Annotated in this window: 13 protein-coding genes; 1 reads left to right on the forward strand and 12 read right to left on the reverse strand. The window is 64.1% G+C overall.

The window, feature by feature from the left end; all coding sequences use genetic code 11:
* Genes treZ through glmS form a run of 6 tightly spaced genes read right to left on the reverse strand, consistent with a single transcriptional unit; the run spans position 1 to position 10196 of the window.
* A complete protein-coding gene (gene treZ / locus CXR00_RS01835) occupies positions 1-1755 on the reverse strand; it encodes a malto-oligosyltrehalose trehalohydrolase (RefSeq protein WP_104052702.1) in 1755 nt (584 codons plus the stop codon).
* Complete coding sequence (treY, locus tag CXR00_RS01840) at positions 1752-4091, reverse strand: malto-oligosyltrehalose synthase (protein WP_104052703.1); 2340 nt, start codon at positions 4089-4091, stop codon at positions 1752-1754. The genes treZ and treY overlap by 4 nt, the downstream gene beginning before the upstream one ends.
* Positions 4088-6277, reverse strand: a complete 2190-nt coding sequence (glgX, locus tag CXR00_RS01845) for a glycogen debranching protein GlgX (protein WP_104052704.1) — start codon at positions 6275-6277, stop codon at positions 4088-4090. Before glgX ends, treY begins: the two co-directional genes overlap by 4 nt.
* A gap of 59 nt (positions 6278-6336) precedes the next feature.
* On the reverse strand, positions 6337-7941 hold the full coding sequence (locus CXR00_RS01850) for an NAD(P)H-hydrate epimerase (protein WP_104052705.1): 1605 nt from the start codon (positions 7939-7941) through the stop codon (positions 6337-6339).
* A 9-nt stretch (positions 7942-7950) separates the two neighbouring features.
* On the reverse strand, positions 7951-8301 hold the full coding sequence (locus tag CXR00_RS01855) for a holo-ACP synthase (RefSeq protein WP_104052706.1): 351 nt from the start codon (positions 8299-8301) through the stop codon (positions 7951-7953).
* Complete coding sequence (gene glmS, locus CXR00_RS01860; RefSeq protein WP_104052707.1) at positions 8301-10196, reverse strand: glutamine--fructose-6-phosphate transaminase (isomerizing); 1896 nt, start codon at positions 10194-10196, stop codon at positions 8301-8303. Before glmS ends, CXR00_RS01855 begins: the two co-directional genes overlap by 1 nt.
* A 206-nt stretch (positions 10197-10402) precedes the next feature.
* Here glmS and coaA point away from each other — a divergent pair, with 206 nt between their 5' ends.
* Positions 10403-11320, forward strand: a complete 918-nt coding sequence (coaA, locus tag CXR00_RS01865) for a type I pantothenate kinase (RefSeq protein WP_216202377.1) — start codon at positions 10403-10405, stop codon at positions 11318-11320.
* A 24-nt stretch (positions 11321-11344) separates the two neighbouring features.
* Here coaA and glmM read toward each other — a convergent pair whose 3' ends face one another.
* The 6 genes from glmM to CXR00_RS01895 all read right to left on the reverse strand — a co-directional run bounded on the left by glmM (position 11345) and on the right by CXR00_RS01895 (position 16766).
* Positions 11345-12709, reverse strand: coding sequence for a phosphoglucosamine mutase (gene glmM, locus CXR00_RS01870; protein ID WP_104052709.1), 1365 nt, complete (start codon positions 12707-12709; stop codon positions 11345-11347).
* A gap of 225 nt (positions 12710-12934) precedes the next feature.
* Positions 12935-13432: a 30S ribosomal protein S9 gene (gene rpsI, locus CXR00_RS01875; RefSeq protein WP_104052710.1), complete on the reverse strand. Its 498-nt coding sequence runs from the start codon at positions 13430-13432 to the stop codon at positions 12935-12937.
* 40 nt (positions 13433-13472) lie between these two features.
* Entirely contained in the window at positions 13473-13916 is a 444-nt protein-coding gene (gene rplM, locus CXR00_RS01880) for a 50S ribosomal protein L13 (protein WP_104052711.1), read from the reverse strand.
* Between the two features lie 242 nt (positions 13917-14158).
* Positions 14159-15100: a tRNA pseudouridine(38-40) synthase TruA gene (locus tag CXR00_RS01885; RefSeq protein ID WP_104052712.1), complete on the reverse strand. Its 942-nt coding sequence runs from the start codon at positions 15098-15100 to the stop codon at positions 14159-14161.
* Between the two features lie 37 nt (positions 15101-15137).
* The gene (rplQ, locus tag CXR00_RS01890; RefSeq protein WP_104052713.1) at positions 15138-15689 is read right to left on the reverse strand and encodes a 50S ribosomal protein L17; all 552 of its coding nucleotides are present in this window, start codon (positions 15687-15689) and stop codon (positions 15138-15140) included.
* Positions 15690-15755: 66 nt separating this feature from the next.
* Complete coding sequence (locus tag CXR00_RS01895; RefSeq protein WP_104052714.1) at positions 15756-16766, reverse strand: DNA-directed RNA polymerase subunit alpha; 1011 nt, start codon at positions 16764-16766, stop codon at positions 15756-15758.
* Positions 16767-16896 lie beyond the last annotated feature (130 nt).

Genomic DNA, 16896 nt, shown 5'->3' on the forward strand with positions numbered 1-16896 from the left:
TTACATCCTGCCATTCGATGTCGCGAGGACTGCAGCGCCGTAAGCGGGCAGCTGCACACCGTCTTCATACAGCTCCGCGGGTGCCGTCTCCAGCAGCAGCTGCGGAGAGCTGATCGGAAGGGGGATCTCGCGGGAATCGCCCGCGAAATTCAGTACGACGGCGGTGTCTCCCCGTTGCAGGACAAGCCACCGGCCCACTTCGTCGAAGTCCACGCTGACGCTGCGGAGATCCGGGTCCATCAGATCAAGACGGTCACGGCGAAGCGTCAGGAGCTGCTGGTACAAAGCATGCAGCTTCGCATGGTCACCCTCTTCAACCTCGGACCAGTCCAGCTTTGAATTGGCGAAGGTTGACGGGTCCTGGGGGTTGGGCACCGTGTCCGGGTCCCAGCCCATCCGCTCAAACTCCCGCAGCCGGCCTTCCGCCGTTGCCTTGCCCAGCTCCGGCTCCGGGTGGGAGGTAAAGAACTGCCAGGGCGTGGAGGCACCGAATTCTTCGCCCATGAAGATCATCGGCGTAAACGGGGAGGTCAGGTTCAGCACTGCGGCAAGCGCCAGCTGCGGATAACCCAGGCTCGCGCTGAGTCTGTCCCCGGCCGCCCGGTTGCCAATCTGGTCGTGATTTTGAATGCAGGTCACAAGCTGCCGGGCAGTGATCACGTCTTTGTTGATGGGCCTTCCGTGGGCACGGCCACGGAAGGAGGAGAAACCGCTGTCATGGAAGAACCCGTCCCGCAGCACCTTGGCCAGGGCGCCGAGGGAATCGAAGTCCTCGTAATAACCCCCGTTTTCCCCGGTGAGGTTGGTATGTGCGGCATGGTGGAAATCATCAGACCATTGGCCGTCCAGCCCGTAGCCGTTCAGGTTCCGCGGACTGATCAGCCGGGGATCGTTCAGGTCAGATTCGGCGATCAGGAACAGCGGCTTGCCGAGACCGCGCGCGCACTTTTCGGTTTCCTGCGCTATCTCTTCCAGGATGTGGATGGCGCGCTCGTCGTGCAGCGCATGCACCGCATCCAGGCGCAGTCCGTCCACGTGGTAGTCGCGGAACCACATCAGCACGTTGTCCACAATGTACTGCCGGACGGTGTCAGAGAGCGGGCCGTCCAGATTTACCGAATCGCCCCAGGTGTTGGATTTGCCTTCCGTCAGGTACGGACCGAACATCGGGAGGTAGTTGCCGCTGGGGCCGAGGTGGTTGTACACCACGTCCTGGATGACTCCGAGTCCTGCTTGATGCGCGGCGTCAACGAACCGCTGGTATGCCTCGGGACCGCCGTAGGTTTCCTGCACGGCGTACCAGAGCACGCCGTCGTAACCCCAGTTGTGGGTTCCGTTGAAAGCATTCACCGGCAGCAGTTCCACATACCGAACACCCAGGTCCACCAGGTAGCCGAGCTTGCCGATGGCCGCGTCCAGGGTGCCTTCCGGCGTGAACGTACCGATATGCAGCTCGTAGATGGCGCTGCCGTCCAGGCCGGGCGATTTCCAGTCCGCATCATGCCACTGGTATTCGTCCGGATCGAACGTGCGTGACAGCGCATGGACGCCCTCGGGCTGGCGCCGGGACCGGGGATCCGGAACCGGCGTCTGCGCGTCGTCAATCAGGTACCCGTAATCAATGTCCCCGGTGAGTTCGGCGTGCTGGGCATGCCACCAGCCGTTTTCGCCGCGGCTCATGGACAATTTGCGGCCGTCGGCCAGCAGCGTCATCGTGCCGGCTTTGGGCGCCCATACGTCGAAATTCGTCCTCATTCGCCGTCCTCCCGAACGAGTAGTGCCACCGGATAGATTTCAAACAGATCCGCGGCCGCCAGCCGGCCGCTGCTTTCGAGCATCCGGCCCGTGAGCACGTCACGGTAGGTTCCCGCATCAAGCACGACGGCGGTGTCCCGCCATCCGCCGGCACGCTCCATTCCGAGCGGCAGCCGGGTGACAGCTGTAATGGCTCCGCCCCGGTCGAAGGCAAAGAGATGCTCTGCCGCCGTACCTTCCACCGCTACGGGGACGTAGCGGCTGAAAAGCTCCGGGCGCCCGCGCTTGAGCTGCAGTGCCCGCATGGTGACGAGCAGCTTGGCGGCTGCTTCTTCGTCCAGGTCCGGTGCCTGCACGGTGCCGCCGGCCAGGGATTCGGCAACGGCGCGGCGCCGGGCGTAATCCACTTCGCGCCGGTTGTCCGGATCGACGAGCGACCGGTCCCAGAACTCGGTGCCCTGATAGACATCCGGAACCCCGGGCATGGTCAGCTGCAGGAGCTTGGCGGAAAGGGAGTTCGAGTAGCCGGCACTAAGGATCCGCTCCACGAGCGCTTCAATGCGGTCGGTGACCTCAGGGTTGTCGAAGGCGGCGTCAACGGCTGCGTGCATGCGCTCTTCGAACTCGGCGTTGGGTGCAGTCCACGTGGTGCTGCTCGACGCTTCGCGCGAAGCCTTTTCAGCGTAGGCATGGGCACGCTCACGGCTGAGCGGCCAGGCACCGATGATCGCCTGCCACAGCAGGTTGGCCATCGGCACATCTCCCATGGGTGCCAGGGACTCCAGAGCGGTGAAGGTTTCATTCCACTCGTCGGGAATCTCCGAAAGGACCGAAATCCGGGCGCGGGTGTCTTCGCTGCGCTTGGTGTCATGCGTCGTCAGCGCGGTCATGGCAGCGGGCTGCTCCAGCTGCCGGCGCAGCATCTTGCTGTGCAGGTCCGACGGTGCCACCGCGAAATGTGCCGGATCCGCACCCACCTCGTTCAGCGAGGTCAGGCGTGAGTAACGGTAGAACGCAGTGTCTTCCACGCCCTTGGCCATCACCATGCCGGAGGTCTGCTGGAAGCGCACCGCAAGCTCGCCCAGGGCCTGGAGGGAGACGTCATTCGTTTCCCCTGCTCCCAGCGGATTCAGCAGCCCGCCCAGGGTAGTCAGGGCAGCAGCCAGGTCCGGCCGGCGCACGGTGGCCGCGATGACGGCATCGGTCAAATATCCTGCCCCGTCCGGGAGGTAACTGCGGTACACCGGAAAGCAGGCCAGCAGTTCCGCGAGTGCATCCGCTGCGGTCTCCGGTTCCAGCCCGGAGTCCGACGGCAGCAGCCGGACCAGGCGCTGCACTTCCGAGTGCAGCAGCTGATCGGCGATGCCGCGTTTGGTGCCGTGGATCATGTCCGCGTACGGTTCCACGGGCACCATGGCCGTCAAGGTGCCCTCGCCTGCCGGGTCAACGAAAAGCCGGTCGATGTCCGCCAGCGCGTCATATCCGGTGGTTCCTTCTGTTTCCCAGTTCCGGGGCAGCGTCTCCCCCGGCTCCAGGATCTTTTCCACCAGGATGTAGGCACCCCCGGTCAGTTTCCGCAGCCGGGCCAGATAGCCCTTGGGGTCGGCCAGCCCGTCCGGATGGTCGATCCGCAGACCATCCACGAGTCCTTCATCAAACCAGCGCTTGATCTCCGCGTGGGATTCGTCGAAGACCCAGGGCTCCTCCACGCGGATGCCGGCGAGGGTGTTCACGCCGAAGAAGCGGCGGTAGTTCAGTTCATTGTCTGCCCGCCGCCAGTTCACCAGTTCGTAGTGCTGGCGGGCGTGGACGTCCACGGCCGAATCGCCGTCGGACGCCGTTCCCGGCGCCACCGGGTATCGGTTGTCGTAGTAGTGCAGCTCGTCGTTGACCAGTTTCAGCTGCTCCAGCTCGTTGTCGCCGTCGCCCAGGACGGGCAGGCGGAGTTTTCCGCCTGCCGCGTCCCAGTCGACGTCGAAAGCTTCGGCGTACCGGGAACCCCGGCCTTCCTTCAGGAGCGACCACCACCAGTCATTCCGCGCGGGGGTGGCGACCCCCATGTGGTTGGGCACAATGTCCACCAGCACCCCCATGCCGGCGGCATGGGCGGCGGCGGAGAGGGACTTCAGCCCTTCGGCGCCGCCGCGGGCAGGATCCACCGCCGTCGGGTCAACCACGTCGTAACCGTGGTCCGAACCCGGTTCGGCGGTCAGGATCGGTGACAGGTAAATCCAGTCGACCCCCAGATCCTTCAAATACGGGACCAGCTCGGCGGCGTCGAACAGCGTGAACGACGGCCGGATCTGCAGGCGGTAGGTGGACAGCGGGGTCCTCATACGGCGGCCTCGCCGCTGTGCTGCTTGGAACCGGCCAGGGCTGCGAGGGAGGCAGCCACGGAGTGGTCGTGCTCTTCCTCCGCTTCGTGGGCACGCAGGACCACCATGGACTTGGCTGCAATGGTGATTTTGGCATCCGCCGGAATGGATCCGGAATCGGCAAATTCACCGGCCGTGTCAATGACCTCGTCCCACATCGGCGCATACTCACGAGACGGCAGGGTGACCTTGACCGCCTCGTCGTGGGCATTGAAGTACAGCAGGAAGTTCACGTCGGTGATCCGCTCTCCGCGGGCATCACGGCCGGAAATTCCCTGTCCGTTCAGGAACACGCCCAGGGAACGGCTCACGGGAGTGTCCCAGTCGTCCTGGGTCATGGGGCTTCCGTCTTCCGCCAGCCAAACGATGTCCGGCAGTGCTTCGCCTTCGCCGCGGCGCACCGGCCTGCCATCGAAGAAGCGGCGGCGGCGGAACGTGGGGTGTTCGGCGCGCAGGGTGTTGACCGCGGCAGTGAATTCGAGCAGCGGAGTGTCCATGTTCTCCCAGTCGATCCAGCTCAGCTCCGAGTCCTGGGCATACGTGTTGTTGTTGCCCTCCTGCGTGCGGCCAAGCTCATCGCCGTGCGCAATCATGGGAACGCCCTGGGACAGCAGGAGCGTGGCCAGGAAGTTCCGCTGCTGGCGGGCGCGCAGGGACAGCACCTCGGGATCATCCGTGGGACCCTCCGCTCCGCAGTTCCAGGAGCGGTTATGGGACTCGCCGTCGTTGTTGTCTTCACCGTTGGCCTCGTTGTGCTTCTCGTTGTAGGAGACGAGGTCGCGCAGGGTGAAGCCGTCATGGGCGGTGACAAAGTTGATGGACGCCACGGGACGGCGTGCCGAGGACTCGTAGAGGTCCGCAGACCCGGTGATGCGGGAGGCAAACTCACCCAGGGTGGAGGGCTCGCCGCGCCAGAAATCGCGCACGGTGTCGCGGTACTTGCCGTTCCATTCGGTCCACTGGGGAGGGAAGTTGCCCACTTGGTAACCGCCGGGTCCGATGTCCCAGGGCTCGGCGATCAGCTTCACCTGGGAAACCACCGGGTCCTGCTGCACCAGTTCGAAGAAGGTGGAGAGCTTGTCCACGTCGTAGAACTCGCGGGCCAGGGTGGAGGCGAGGTCGAAGCGGAAACCGTCAACGTGCATTTCGGTGACCCAGTAGCGCAGCGAATCCATGAGCAGCTGCAGCGAGTGCGGGTTTCCCACGTTCAGGGAGTTGCCCGTCCCTGTGTAGTCCATGTAGTAGCGCTTGTCGTCTTCGACAAGGCGGTAGTACGCCTGATTGTCGATGCCGCGGAAGGACAGCGTGGGGCCCATGTGGTTGCCCTCTGCCGTGTGGTTGTAAACCACGTCGAGGATAACTTCGATGCCGGCCAGGTGCAGGGCACGAACCATGCCCTTGAACTCCTGGACCTGCTGGCCGTCGTCACCGGTGGCGCTGTAGGTGTTCTGGGGCGCGAAGAATCCGATGGTGTTGTAACCCCAGTAGTTCGACAGTCCTTTTTCCTGCAGCGTGGAGTCATTCACGAACTGGTGCACCGGCATCAGTTCGATGGCGGTGACGCCCAGCTTCTGCAGGTGTGCGATCACCGCGGGGTGCGCGACGCCGGCATAGGTACCGCGCTGTTCCTCGGGAACCTCGGGGTGACGCTCGGTGAGGCCCTTGACGTGGGCTTCATAGATGACCGACTGGTGGTACGGGATCTTGGGCTTGCGGTCACCGTCCCAGTCGAAGAAGGGATTGATCACCACGCCCATCATCATGTGCGGCGCTGAGTCTTCGTCATTGCGTGAGTTTTCGTCGCCGAAGTTGTAGCCGAACAGCGCCTGGTCCCAGTCGATCTCGCCTGATACTGCCTTCGCATAGGGGTCCAGCAGCAGTTTGTTCGGGTTGCAGCGGTTGCCCTGGGCCGGATCGTTGGGCCCGTCAACGCGGTAGCCGTACTTCTGCCCGGGCATCACCTGCGGCAGGTAGCAGTGCCACACATAGGCGTCCACCTCGGTGAGGCGCACACAGGTCTCGACGCCGTCGTCGTCAAACAGGCACAGCGTGACGGACTCCGCCACCTCGCTGTACAACGCAAAGTTGGTGCCGTTTCCGTCGTAGGTAGCGCCCAGCGGATAGGCGTCTCCCGGCCAAACTTCCATGTAGAGCTCCTGACTAGTTCCAGATGACAACAAGCAAAGTAGTATGTCTACTTACTTTTTTACCTCAGACGGGGCAAAGCATTAAACGGGACCGATTGCCACTCCCTGTTTTTCGGCCGTCGGCCGGCACGTTTCGATGCTTCCCGCATGGCCGCCAGCTCCCCCAACACGGTCCGGATAGCTGCCGGGAGCGCTGATGGTTCCAGCGGTCCAGCCTGCGCGGCGAGGTTTCCGGCCCTGCCGTGGATACTGGCTGCCGCTGCGGCCAGTTCGGCGTAGTACCCCGCCGGGGGCTCCAGGTCGGCGTCCCGATTACACCGGTTGGTGGCAAGCAGGGCACCCAGGATTCCCGCCAGAGTGTCCCCTGAACCGGCGGCCGCGAGCCAGGGTGTGGCCTCGGCCTGGCTGTAGGTTTCACCGGTGGGTGACGCAGTGATCGTGGCCCAGCCTTTGAGCAGCACCGTAGCCCCGGTGAGTTCCGCAGCGCGGCGGGCGTACCGCAGGGGATCTCCTTCGATCTGCTCCCGGGTGACCGTTTCCCCCAAACGGGTGAGGAGGGCTGTGAGCTCCCCGGCGTGCGGGGTCAAAACCACCTGCGGGCCGAGACCCGGCTCCACGTAGGAAATGGCGTCCGCGTCGATCACCGCGGGCAGGCCGGAGGTCATGGCCTCCAGTGCCCGGCGCCGCTGGTCTTCATCCGTTCCGGCTCCCGGTCCGGCCAGCCAGGCCTGCACGTGCGCCAGGGGAACGTTTCCGGTGGCGCAGACGGCTTCCGGATGAGCGGTGTTGATCAGCCGGCAGACCGATTCCGGGCCAAGATAGCGGACCATCCCGACGCCGGTGGCCAGGGCGGCTCCGGTGGCCAGCACTGCGGCGCCGGGGTAAGCTGCCGAGCCCGCCGCAATACCGAGGACACCGCGGGAGTATTTCTGATCTGTTTTCCGCGGAGACGGCAGCAGGCCGCTGAGGTCGGCAGTTTCGAGCCGGCGGACAGCCTGCCCCGGGACCGTTCCCAGGCCGATATCGATGATTTCGATCCTGCCTGCGGCCACCGCCCCGGGTCCGGCCATCAGACCGGTTTTGGCTGCACCGAAGGTCACGGTGAGGTCCGCAGCCAGATGCACCCCGTCGGCCCGGCCGGTGTCGGCATCCACGCCGCTGGGAAGGTCGCAGGCGATCATCACCGGTGAAGGGTTGCTGCCGGAGGTGAGACCGGCGAATGCACGGGCAAGCTCGGCGGCAGGACCCCGCAAACCGCCTTTGCCGCCGGTGCCCAGGATGCCGTCGATGACCAGATCCGACGCCGCACAAAGCCGGGTGCACTCCTCAACGGCGCTTGAAAGCTCTACGGTCCTGCCGCCGGCGGACCGGAAGGCGGCCAGTGCCTGTGGATGGGAGACAGCCGAGGTAAGGACGGCCGTAACGGCTGCGCCGCGGCGGCCCAGCCTCGCTCCGGCGAAGAGCGCGTCGCCGCCGTTGTTGCCGGCGCCTGCCAGCACAGTCACGCGCGCCCCGTACAGGAAACCTCGCCGCTCCAGCAGTTCCCGGGCGCAGGCAGCGTACAGCCCGTACGCTGCCCGCTGCATCAGTGCTGGACCGTTTCCGGCCTCGAGCAGGGGTTTTTCAGCGGCCCGCACAGCGGTGCCGGAGTAGGCACTGATCATGCCTACAGACTAGCTCTCGGCAACCACCATTGCTGTGGCAACGTCGCCGTCGTGGCTCAGGGACAGGTGCCAGACCCGCACGCCCTTGGCCTCCGCGGCAGCCGCCACCGTGCCGCGCACGCTGACGGCGGGGGCTCCGGCGGCGTCAAGATCCACCTGGCAGTCCTGCCAGTTCATGCCGGCCGGCGCCCCGAGGGCCTTGGCAACCGCTTCCTTCGCTGCGAAGCGTGCCGCAAGGGACCGCAGGTTCAGTTCACGCTCGGCCGGCACAAACAGCCGGGCACGCAGGCCGGGGGTCCGCTCCAGCTGGCGGCCGAAGCGCGGCACGTCCACGACGTCCACGCCGATGCCGACGATCATTATTCGACCGTGACGGACTTGGCGAGGTTACGCGGCTGATCCACGTCGAAGCCCTTGGCCGTGGCCAGTGCGCAGGCGAAGATCTGCAGCGGAACGGTGGTCAGCAGCGGGGCCAGCAGCGTCGGCGTTTCCGGTACATAGAACACGTACTCGGCGTAAGCCTTCACTGCGTCGTCGCCCTCTTCTGCGATCACGATGGTCTTGGCGCCGCGGGCGCGGATCTCCTGGATGTTGGAAACCACCTTGGCGTGCAGCGAATCGCGGCCGCGCGGGGAGGGAACCACCACAAAGACCGGCTGGCCTTCTTCGATCAGGGCGATCGGACCGTGCTTGAGCTCGCCGGCGGCGAAGCCTTCGGCGTGGATGTAAGCCAGTTCCTTCAGCTTCAGGGCACCTTCCATGGCCACCGGGAAGCCAACGTGGCGGCCCAGGAACAGCACGGACTTGGTGTCGGCCATCATCTCGGCCAGTTCCTTGATTTGTCCTGAGTTGTCCAGCACCTGCTGGATCTTGGCGGGAACCTTCGCAAGATCGGTCAGCAGGTCCTTGATTTCGCCCTGGAACTTATCTCCGCGCAGCTGGGCAAGGTACAGGCCCAGCAGGTAGGCGGCGGTGATCTGCGCCAGGAAAGCCTTGGTGGAGGCCACGGCGATTTCCGGACCAGCGTGCGTGTACAGCACGGCGTCGGACTCGCGCGGGATAGTGGAGCCGTTGGTGTTGCAGATGGCCAGAACCTTGGCGCCCTGCTCCTTGGCGTAGCGGACGGCCATCAGCGTGTCCATGGTCTCGCCGGACTGGGAGATCGCCACGATCAGCGTGTTCCCGTCCACAATCGGATCGCGGTAGCGGAACTCGTGGCTGAGCTCCACTTCCACGGGGATCCGGCACCAGTGCTCAATGGCGTACTTGGCCACCTGTCCGGCATAGGCGGAGGTACCGCAGGCCAGCACCATGATCTTGTTGATGGACTTGAGCTCTTCGGGGTCGATGCGCAGCTCGTCCAGGGTCAAACGGCCCTCCGCGTCGGAGCGGCCCAGCAGGGTGTCCCCCACCGCCTGCGGCTGATCGTTGATTTCCTTCTCCATGAAGGAGGGGTATCCGCCCTTTTCCGCGGCCGCGGCGTCCCAGTTGACCTCGAATTCCGTGCCCGTGGCCGGGTTGCCGAAGAAATCGGTGATTTCCACCGTTTCGGGGGTGATGGTGACGATCTGGTCCTGTCCCAGTTCAACGGCACGGCGGGTGAAGTCGATGAAGCCGGAAACATCCGAGCCCAGGAAGTTTTCACCGTCGCCGAGCCCGACGACGAGCGGAGAGTTGCGGCGCGCCGCGACGACGACGTCGGGCGAGTCAGCGTGAATAGCCAGAAGCGTGAAGGCACCTTCCAGCCGGCGGCAGGCCAGCTGCATGGAAAGAGCCAGGTCTCCCCCGCCCTCCCCGCGGTAGATGGCGGCCAGCAGGGCAGCGGCTACTTCGGTGTCCGTTTCGGAGAGGAACTGCGCTCCGGCGTCGAGCAGTTCGGCTTTGAGTTCCGCGAAGTTTTCGATGATGCCGTTGTGGATCAGCGCGAGGCGGCCTTCATCGGCCAAGTGCGGGTGTGCGTTCTCGTCGGTGGGTCCGCCATGGGTTGCCCAGCGGGTGTGGCCGATGCCGGTGGTCGCCTCGGGCAGCGGTGCGGCGGTGAGTTCCGCAACCAGGTTGGCGAGCTTGCCTGACTTTTTGCGGGATTCGATTCCGTTGTCAGTCAGCACTGCCACGCCGGCGGAATCGTAGCCGCGGTATTCCAGGCGGCGCAGGCCTTCCATGACCACATCAAGGGCGCCGTGTTCATGACTCTTGACCTGCTCTGCGGCGGCGGCACTGGGGCGGCGGCCTGCATATCCAACGATTCCACACATACGGCTAAGAGTACCGGCAACTGCTCCTGCAACGCCAAAGCGGGACCGGGCTCCGGGGCTCCACCGCGCCGCCGGGCGCTCCGTTTTGGATTGGGTGCGCGGCAGGGCAGAATCATAAAGTGAGCGACCGAACATCAAACTCAGGTCAGACCCCGTCAGCCAAGAGCTCTTCCGGGAACGGAGGGGACAGCGGCTTTACGCCGTTTGTGGAACTCGACCGGCAGACGTGGTCCCGGCTTTCCAACGAAATCCGGTCACCGCTGAACCAGGATGACATCCTGCGGCTGCGCGGTTTGGGCGAGAAACTGAACCTTGATGAAGTGCGCGAGGTTTATCTTCCTCTTTCGCGCCTGCTGAACCTCTACGTTGCAGCCGCCGGGCGCCTGCACAGCGCCACCACCACTTTCCTGGGTGAGAAGACCACCCGGACTCCTTTCGTCATCGGCCTGGCCGGCTCCGTGGCTGTGGGCAAGTCCACTACCGCACGCGTCCTGCGGGAGATGCTGCGGCGCTGGCCGGACACGCCAAATGTGGAGCTCATCACCACCGACGGTTTTCTGTATCCAAACGCCGAGCTGCAACGGCGCGGCCTGATGCAGCGCAAGGGCTTTCCGGAGTCCTACGACCGTCGTGCCCTGCTGCGTTTTGTCAGCGCCATCAAGAGCGGTGCCGAGGAAGTGCGGGCACCGCGGTACTCACACCTGACCTACGACATCGTCCCGGGCGAGGAGATTGTTGTCCGGCGGCCGGATGTGCTGATTGTTGAGGGGCTGAACGTTCTTGCGCCGGCCCGGACACGCGCCGACGGCCGGGCCGGCCTTGCCCTGAGCGACTTTTTCGATTTCTCGATCTACGTCGACGCCCGGACCTCGTACATCGAGGAATGGTACGTCCAGCGTTTCCAGTCTCTGCGCGGCGGAGCCTTTGCGGACCCGGAATCCTATTTCCACCGTTACGCAGACCTGACGGATGAGCAGGCCCGGGCAACCGCCCTGGACATCTGGAAGCGCATCAACGAGCCCAACCTCATCACCAATGTGCTGCCCACGCGCGGGCGCGCCCAGCTGGTTCTCACCAAGGATGCGGACCACTCGGTGAGCCGCATGCTCCTGCGCAAGACCTAGGACTGCGCCCGCGGGATTTTCGGGTCATGCCCGGGCGTAGGGCTCCAACGCGAGATTGTTCTCGACAGTCTCTGCGAGCTTGGAGGCAATCGAGGCCGCAGTCTCCATGTCCGCCGCTTCAACCATCACGCGGACCAGGGGCTCGGTTCCCGAGGGGCGCAGCAGGACCCGGCCCGTTTCCCCCAAAACTGACTGGGCGTCCGCTACGGCCTGCCGGACAGCCTCGTTGCTGTCCACGGCAGCCTTGTCGACGCCCTTGACGTTGATCAGGACCTGGGGAAGCTTGGTCATGATGCCGGCCAGTTCCTTGAGCGTACGTCCGGTCCGCTTGACCTGCGCGGCGAGCTGCAGGCCGGTAAGGACACCGTCGCCCGTGGTTGCGTACTCGGAGAAAATGACGTGCCCGGACTGCTCGCCGCCCAGGCTGTAGCCGCCTTCGCGCATACCTTCCAGGACGTACCGGTCCCCCACTCCGGTTTCCCGCACGCTGATGCCGGCTTCCCTCAGCGCAAGCTTCAGGCCCAGGTTGCTCATGACGGTCGCCACCAGCGCGTCGTCCTTGAGCTTGCCGGCTGCTTTCAGGGAGACCGCCATGATTGCCATGATCTGGTCGCCGTCCACGACCGTGCCCTCATGGTCCACGGCGAGGCAGCGGTCGGCGTCGCCGTCGTGGGCAACACCCATGTCCGCGCCGTGTTCCAAGACCGCAGCCTGCAGTTTCTCCAGGTGCGTTGAGCCGCAGCCGTCATTGATGTTGATCCCGTCCGGATCCGCACCAATGACAATTACCTCGGCACCGGCGTCCGCGAAGACCTGGGGAGAACAGCCGCTGGCGGCACCGTTGGCGCAGTCCAGTACCACCTTCAGTCCGTCAAGCCGGTTCGGCAGTGTCTGCAGCAGGTGGATGACATACCGGTCTTCCGCGTCCGCAAAGCGGTGGATCCGGCCAACTTCGGCTCCGGTGGGCCGCAGGTTCGGCTTGGTCATCTCAGTTTCAATGTCGTCTTCAGCGGCGTCGTCGAGCTTCTGCCCGCCGCGCGCCAGGAATTTGATGCCGTTGTCCGGGGCTGCATTGTGCGATGCGGAAATCATCACGCCAAAGTCTGCATTCAGGTCCGCGACCAGGAAGGCCGCTGCCGGGGTGGGGAGCACGCCGGCATCAAAGACGTCCACGCCGGAGCTGGCCAGTCCGGCTTCCACGGCCGCCGAGATGAAGTCTCCGCTGATTCGGGGATCACGGGCTACTACCGCAACCGGCCTGCGGCCGTTTTCTACACGCCGGTGCCCCAAAACGACGGCGGCCGCCTGCGCCAGGCCCAGGGCCACTTCGGCGGTGATCAGGCCATTGGCCAGGCCACGGACGCCGTCGGTTCCAAACAATCTAGTCATCGCACATAATCCTCAAACAGGGGGCAGGGCATGAGGCCGCCGAACGGGGCGGCCCACTGGGCTATTGTGCCACTGGATTGGCTCGGCCTACTAAGTGGCCTGCGCAAGCGGGGCGAAAGTACACGGTTTCCGCGTCGAAGATCACGTCCAAAAACGCCAAAAGGCCGCCCGCTGATGCGGACGGCCTTTTGGTCCAAACGCCTCGGCGCTTGGAGAAGCGCTGAATTAGCGCTTGGAGTACTGCGGTGCCTTACGGGCCTTCTTGAGACCGGCCTTCTTGCGCTCGATGACGCGGGCGTCACGAGTCAGGTAACCGGCCTTCTTCAGGGTCGGGCGGTTGTTCTCGCGGTCGATCTCATTCAGCGAACGAGCAACACCCAGGCGCAGCGCACCGGCCTGGCCGGAGGGGCCACCACCGTGGATGCGGGCAATAACGTCGTAGGCGCCGTCGAGGTCCAGGACCTTGAAGGGCTCGTTGACGTCCTGCTGGTGCAGCTTGTTCGGGAAGTAAGCAGCCAGCTCGCGGCCGTTAACCAGCCACTTGCCGGTGCCCGGGACAACGCGCACGCGGGCAATTGCCTGCTTGCGGCGGCCAACGGCAGAGCCGGAGACCGTCAGTGCCGGGCGTTCCTTGACAGCAGCCTCGGCTGCATCAGGGGTTTCCGAGGTGTAGCTGGAAAGCTCCTCGGTTGATTCATTCAGCTCTTCAGTGTTCTGAGCCACGATTCTCCTTGAATTAATTCTTTAGTTGGCGGGGCCAGAACTACTGGGCGACCTGGGTGATTTCGAAGGTCTTGGGCTGCTGGGCTCCATGCGGGTGCTCCGCACCGCGGTAGACCTTGAGCTTGCTGATCTGCTGTGCAGCCAGGGAATTCTTGGGCAGCATGCCGCGGATGGCCTTCTCAACTGCACGTACCGGATTCGACTCCAGCAGTTCTGCGTAGTTGACGGAGGACAGACCGCCCGGGTAACCCGAGTGGCGGTAGGCACGCTTCTGTTCGAGCTTGGCGCCGGTCAGGGCAACCTTCTCAGCGTTGATGATGATGACGAAATCGCCCATATCCATGTGGGGAGCGAAGGTCGGCTTGTGCTTTCCGCGCAGCAGTGTTGCGGTCTGGCTGGCAAGACGGCCTAGGACAACGTCGGTGGCGTCAATGACGTGCCACTGGCGGTTGATGTCGCCGGGCTTCGGGGTGTACGTACGCACGGTGTTTGCCTTCGTTTCTTCTTCTTAGGTGGCGCGGACCATATGGATGCCACATGTTCCGCAGCTTCTCTATGCGTTTACCGGATGGTCAGGTGAGGACTGATGTAACCAGTGGTCCTGATGTACTCGGCTATTTCCCCGGGGCCAGGTGGCTCTGCAACTGAGCCGCTCCCGTGGGCATAGACCTATCGAGGTAGGACACGCACAACGACTATAAACAATAGCCTGCTTCCCGGGCCAGGTCAAAAACCGGGGATGGCACGCCTGGCGCGCGTATTCTCCGCCCTAAGCTGCATTTCGGCCTCCGGCGGATACCGGACCTCTTCCAGGATCAGCGGATGCGGAGGGGCAAGCAGCGACTTGGAATCCCGGACCCGTGCCTGGAGTCTCGTGGCCAGCCATTCCAGGGGCCGCTCCCCCGCTCCCACGAGGATGGCGCCCCCTACGAGGGAGCGCACCATGTTGTGGCAGAAGGCATCGGCGCGCAGATGCGCTTCCATGACGCCGTCGGGCCGCCTGAGGAAGGAGAACTCCTGGAGCTCCCGAACCGTGGTGGCACCGGTGCGCGGCTTGCAGAAAGACAGGAAATCCCGAACACCCAGAACTGTATCGGCAGCTGCGTTCATCCGGTGCTCATCGAGGGAAAAGTCATGCCACAGGGTCACTGCCCTGGTCAGCGGATCGCGGCCGGCTTCACGGTCTGCGATCCGGTAGCTGTACCTGCGCCAGAGTGCCGAGAACCGCGCGTCGAACCCCTCCGGCGCCAGGGAAGCCGAATGGACCGCAATAGCTCCCTCCATGGCGTGGATGGCGCGCTTGGAGGCTTTCGCCTTGCGCAGCGGCATGGTGAGGTCCTTGTTCAGGATGCCGCGCAGACGCCGGATGAGGGCCTCTTCCGGGGTAAGGGCTGCTCCGCGGGGCAACCCCGCCCATTCGGGGCCGGTGAGATCGAAATGGACCACCTGCCCGCGGGCATGGACGCCGGAATCCGTGCGTCCGGCGACGGTTACCCGGACCGGCCTCCTGATCAATACCTCCAGGGCCGCCTCAAGGCTTCCCTGAACCGTTGGCAGGCCGTCCTGGCAGGCCCAGCCGTAGAACGGCGCGCCGTCGTAGGACAGGTCCATCCGGACACGAAAAAGCCCGCCGTCCTGGGAAGGTACGGCGGGCCTATCGTTACTCATGCCCTCAATATTAAGGGACTGAGTGCTGAAGCGAAAATTACTTCTTCTCTTCGGTTTCCACTGCTTCGTCAGCGGAATCTGCGGAGTCGGCAGACTCAGCGGAATCTGCGGAATCTGCGGACTCAGCGGAGTCGGCCGATTCGGCGGACTCTGCAGATTCAGCGGACTCGACCGGAGCGGAAACAGCAGCAGCGGTTTCAGCTTCAGCCACTACGGCCTGCTTGGCCGAGAGGGGTTCGAGAACCAGTTCGATGACAGCCATGGGAGCGTTGTCGCCCTTGCGGTTGCCGATCTTGGTGATGCGGGTGTAGCCGCCGTCGCGCTTCTCGACTGCCGGAGCAATGTCGGTGAAGAGCTCGTGGACAATACCCTTGTCCGAGATCAGGCCCAGGACGCGGCGGCGGGAAGACAGGTCTCCGCGCTTTGCGAACGTGATCAGACGCTCGGCGTAGGGACGCAGGCGCTTGGCCTTCGTCACCGTGGTGGTGATCTGCTTGTGCTCGAACAGCTGGGCAGCCAGGTTCGCCAGCATCAGGCGCTGGTGGGCCGGGCTGCCTCCGAGGCGCTTACCCTTGGTGGGTGTAGGCATTACATTTTCTCCTCAAACGGTGCCGAACGGAGCTCTTGTGGCCCGGACGGCAATATTTTGCGTGTGTTAGAGCTCGTCGTCCGAGTATTCGGACTCGTCCTCTTCAATAGCTGCGGCACGGGCGGCCAGATCAAATCCGGGAGGGGAATCCTTCAGGGACAGACCGAGCTCGACCAGCTTTGCCTTTACCTCATCAATGGACTTTGCACCGAAGTTGCGAATGTCCATCAGGTCAGCCTCGGAGCGGGCAACGAGTTCACCCACAGTGTGGATGCCTTCACGCTTGAGGCAGTTGTAGGAACGCACCGTGAGCTCAAGGTCTTCGATCGGCAGAGCCATGTCGGCTGCCAGGGCGGCATCCGTGGGGCTCGGGCCGATTTCAATACCTTCAGCAGCACTGTTCAGTTCACGGGCCAGGCCGAACAGTTCAACCAGGGTGGTGCCGGCAGAGGCGACGGCGTCGCGCGGTGCAATGGCATCCTTGGTCTCAACGTCAACGATCAGGCGATCGAAGTCGGTGCGCTGTTCAACACGGGTGGCCTCCACGCGGAAGGTCACCTTCAGGACCGGCGAGTAGATGGAGTCAACCGGAATGCGGCCGATCTCCTGGTCACCGGACTTGTTCTGGCTGGCGGAAACATAGCCGCGTCCGCGTTCGATGGTCAGTTCGAGCTCGAACTTACCCTTCGAATTCAGGGTGGCAATGTGCAGATCCGGGTTGTGGAACTCCACGCCGGCCGGCGGAGCGATGTCCGCAGCCGTTACGACGCCGGGGCCCTGCTTGCGCAGGTAGGCGACAACGGGCTCGTCGTGCTCGGAGGAGACCGACAGGTTCTTGACGTTCAGGATGATCTCAGTGACATCTTCCTTCACGCCCGGAACCGTGGTGAACTCGTGCAGCACGCCGTCGATCCGAATGCTGGTTACTGCAGCACCGGGGATCGAGGACAGGAGCGTACGGCGGAGGGAGTTGCCGAGGGTGTAGCCGAAACCGGGTTCCAGCGGTTCGATGATGAACCGTGAACGGTTGTCCGCTACGACTTCTTCAGTGAGGGTGGGGCGCTGTGCAATGAGCACTTGCATTTCCTTTCAGCGAGCGTCCGCTATATGACGCAACACAAATGGTGGAAACGACGACGACGGGTCTTCCGCGGGCGTCTTGGACGGCTTAACAGCCACGTGCCCGGAGCCGGAGGCGTCCGATGGG

This window comes from Arthrobacter sp. 9E16, from assembly GCF_002929435.1.
GTDB classification, from domain to species: domain Bacteria; phylum Actinomycetota; class Actinomycetes; order Actinomycetales; family Micrococcaceae; genus Arthrobacter_B; species Arthrobacter_B sunyaminii.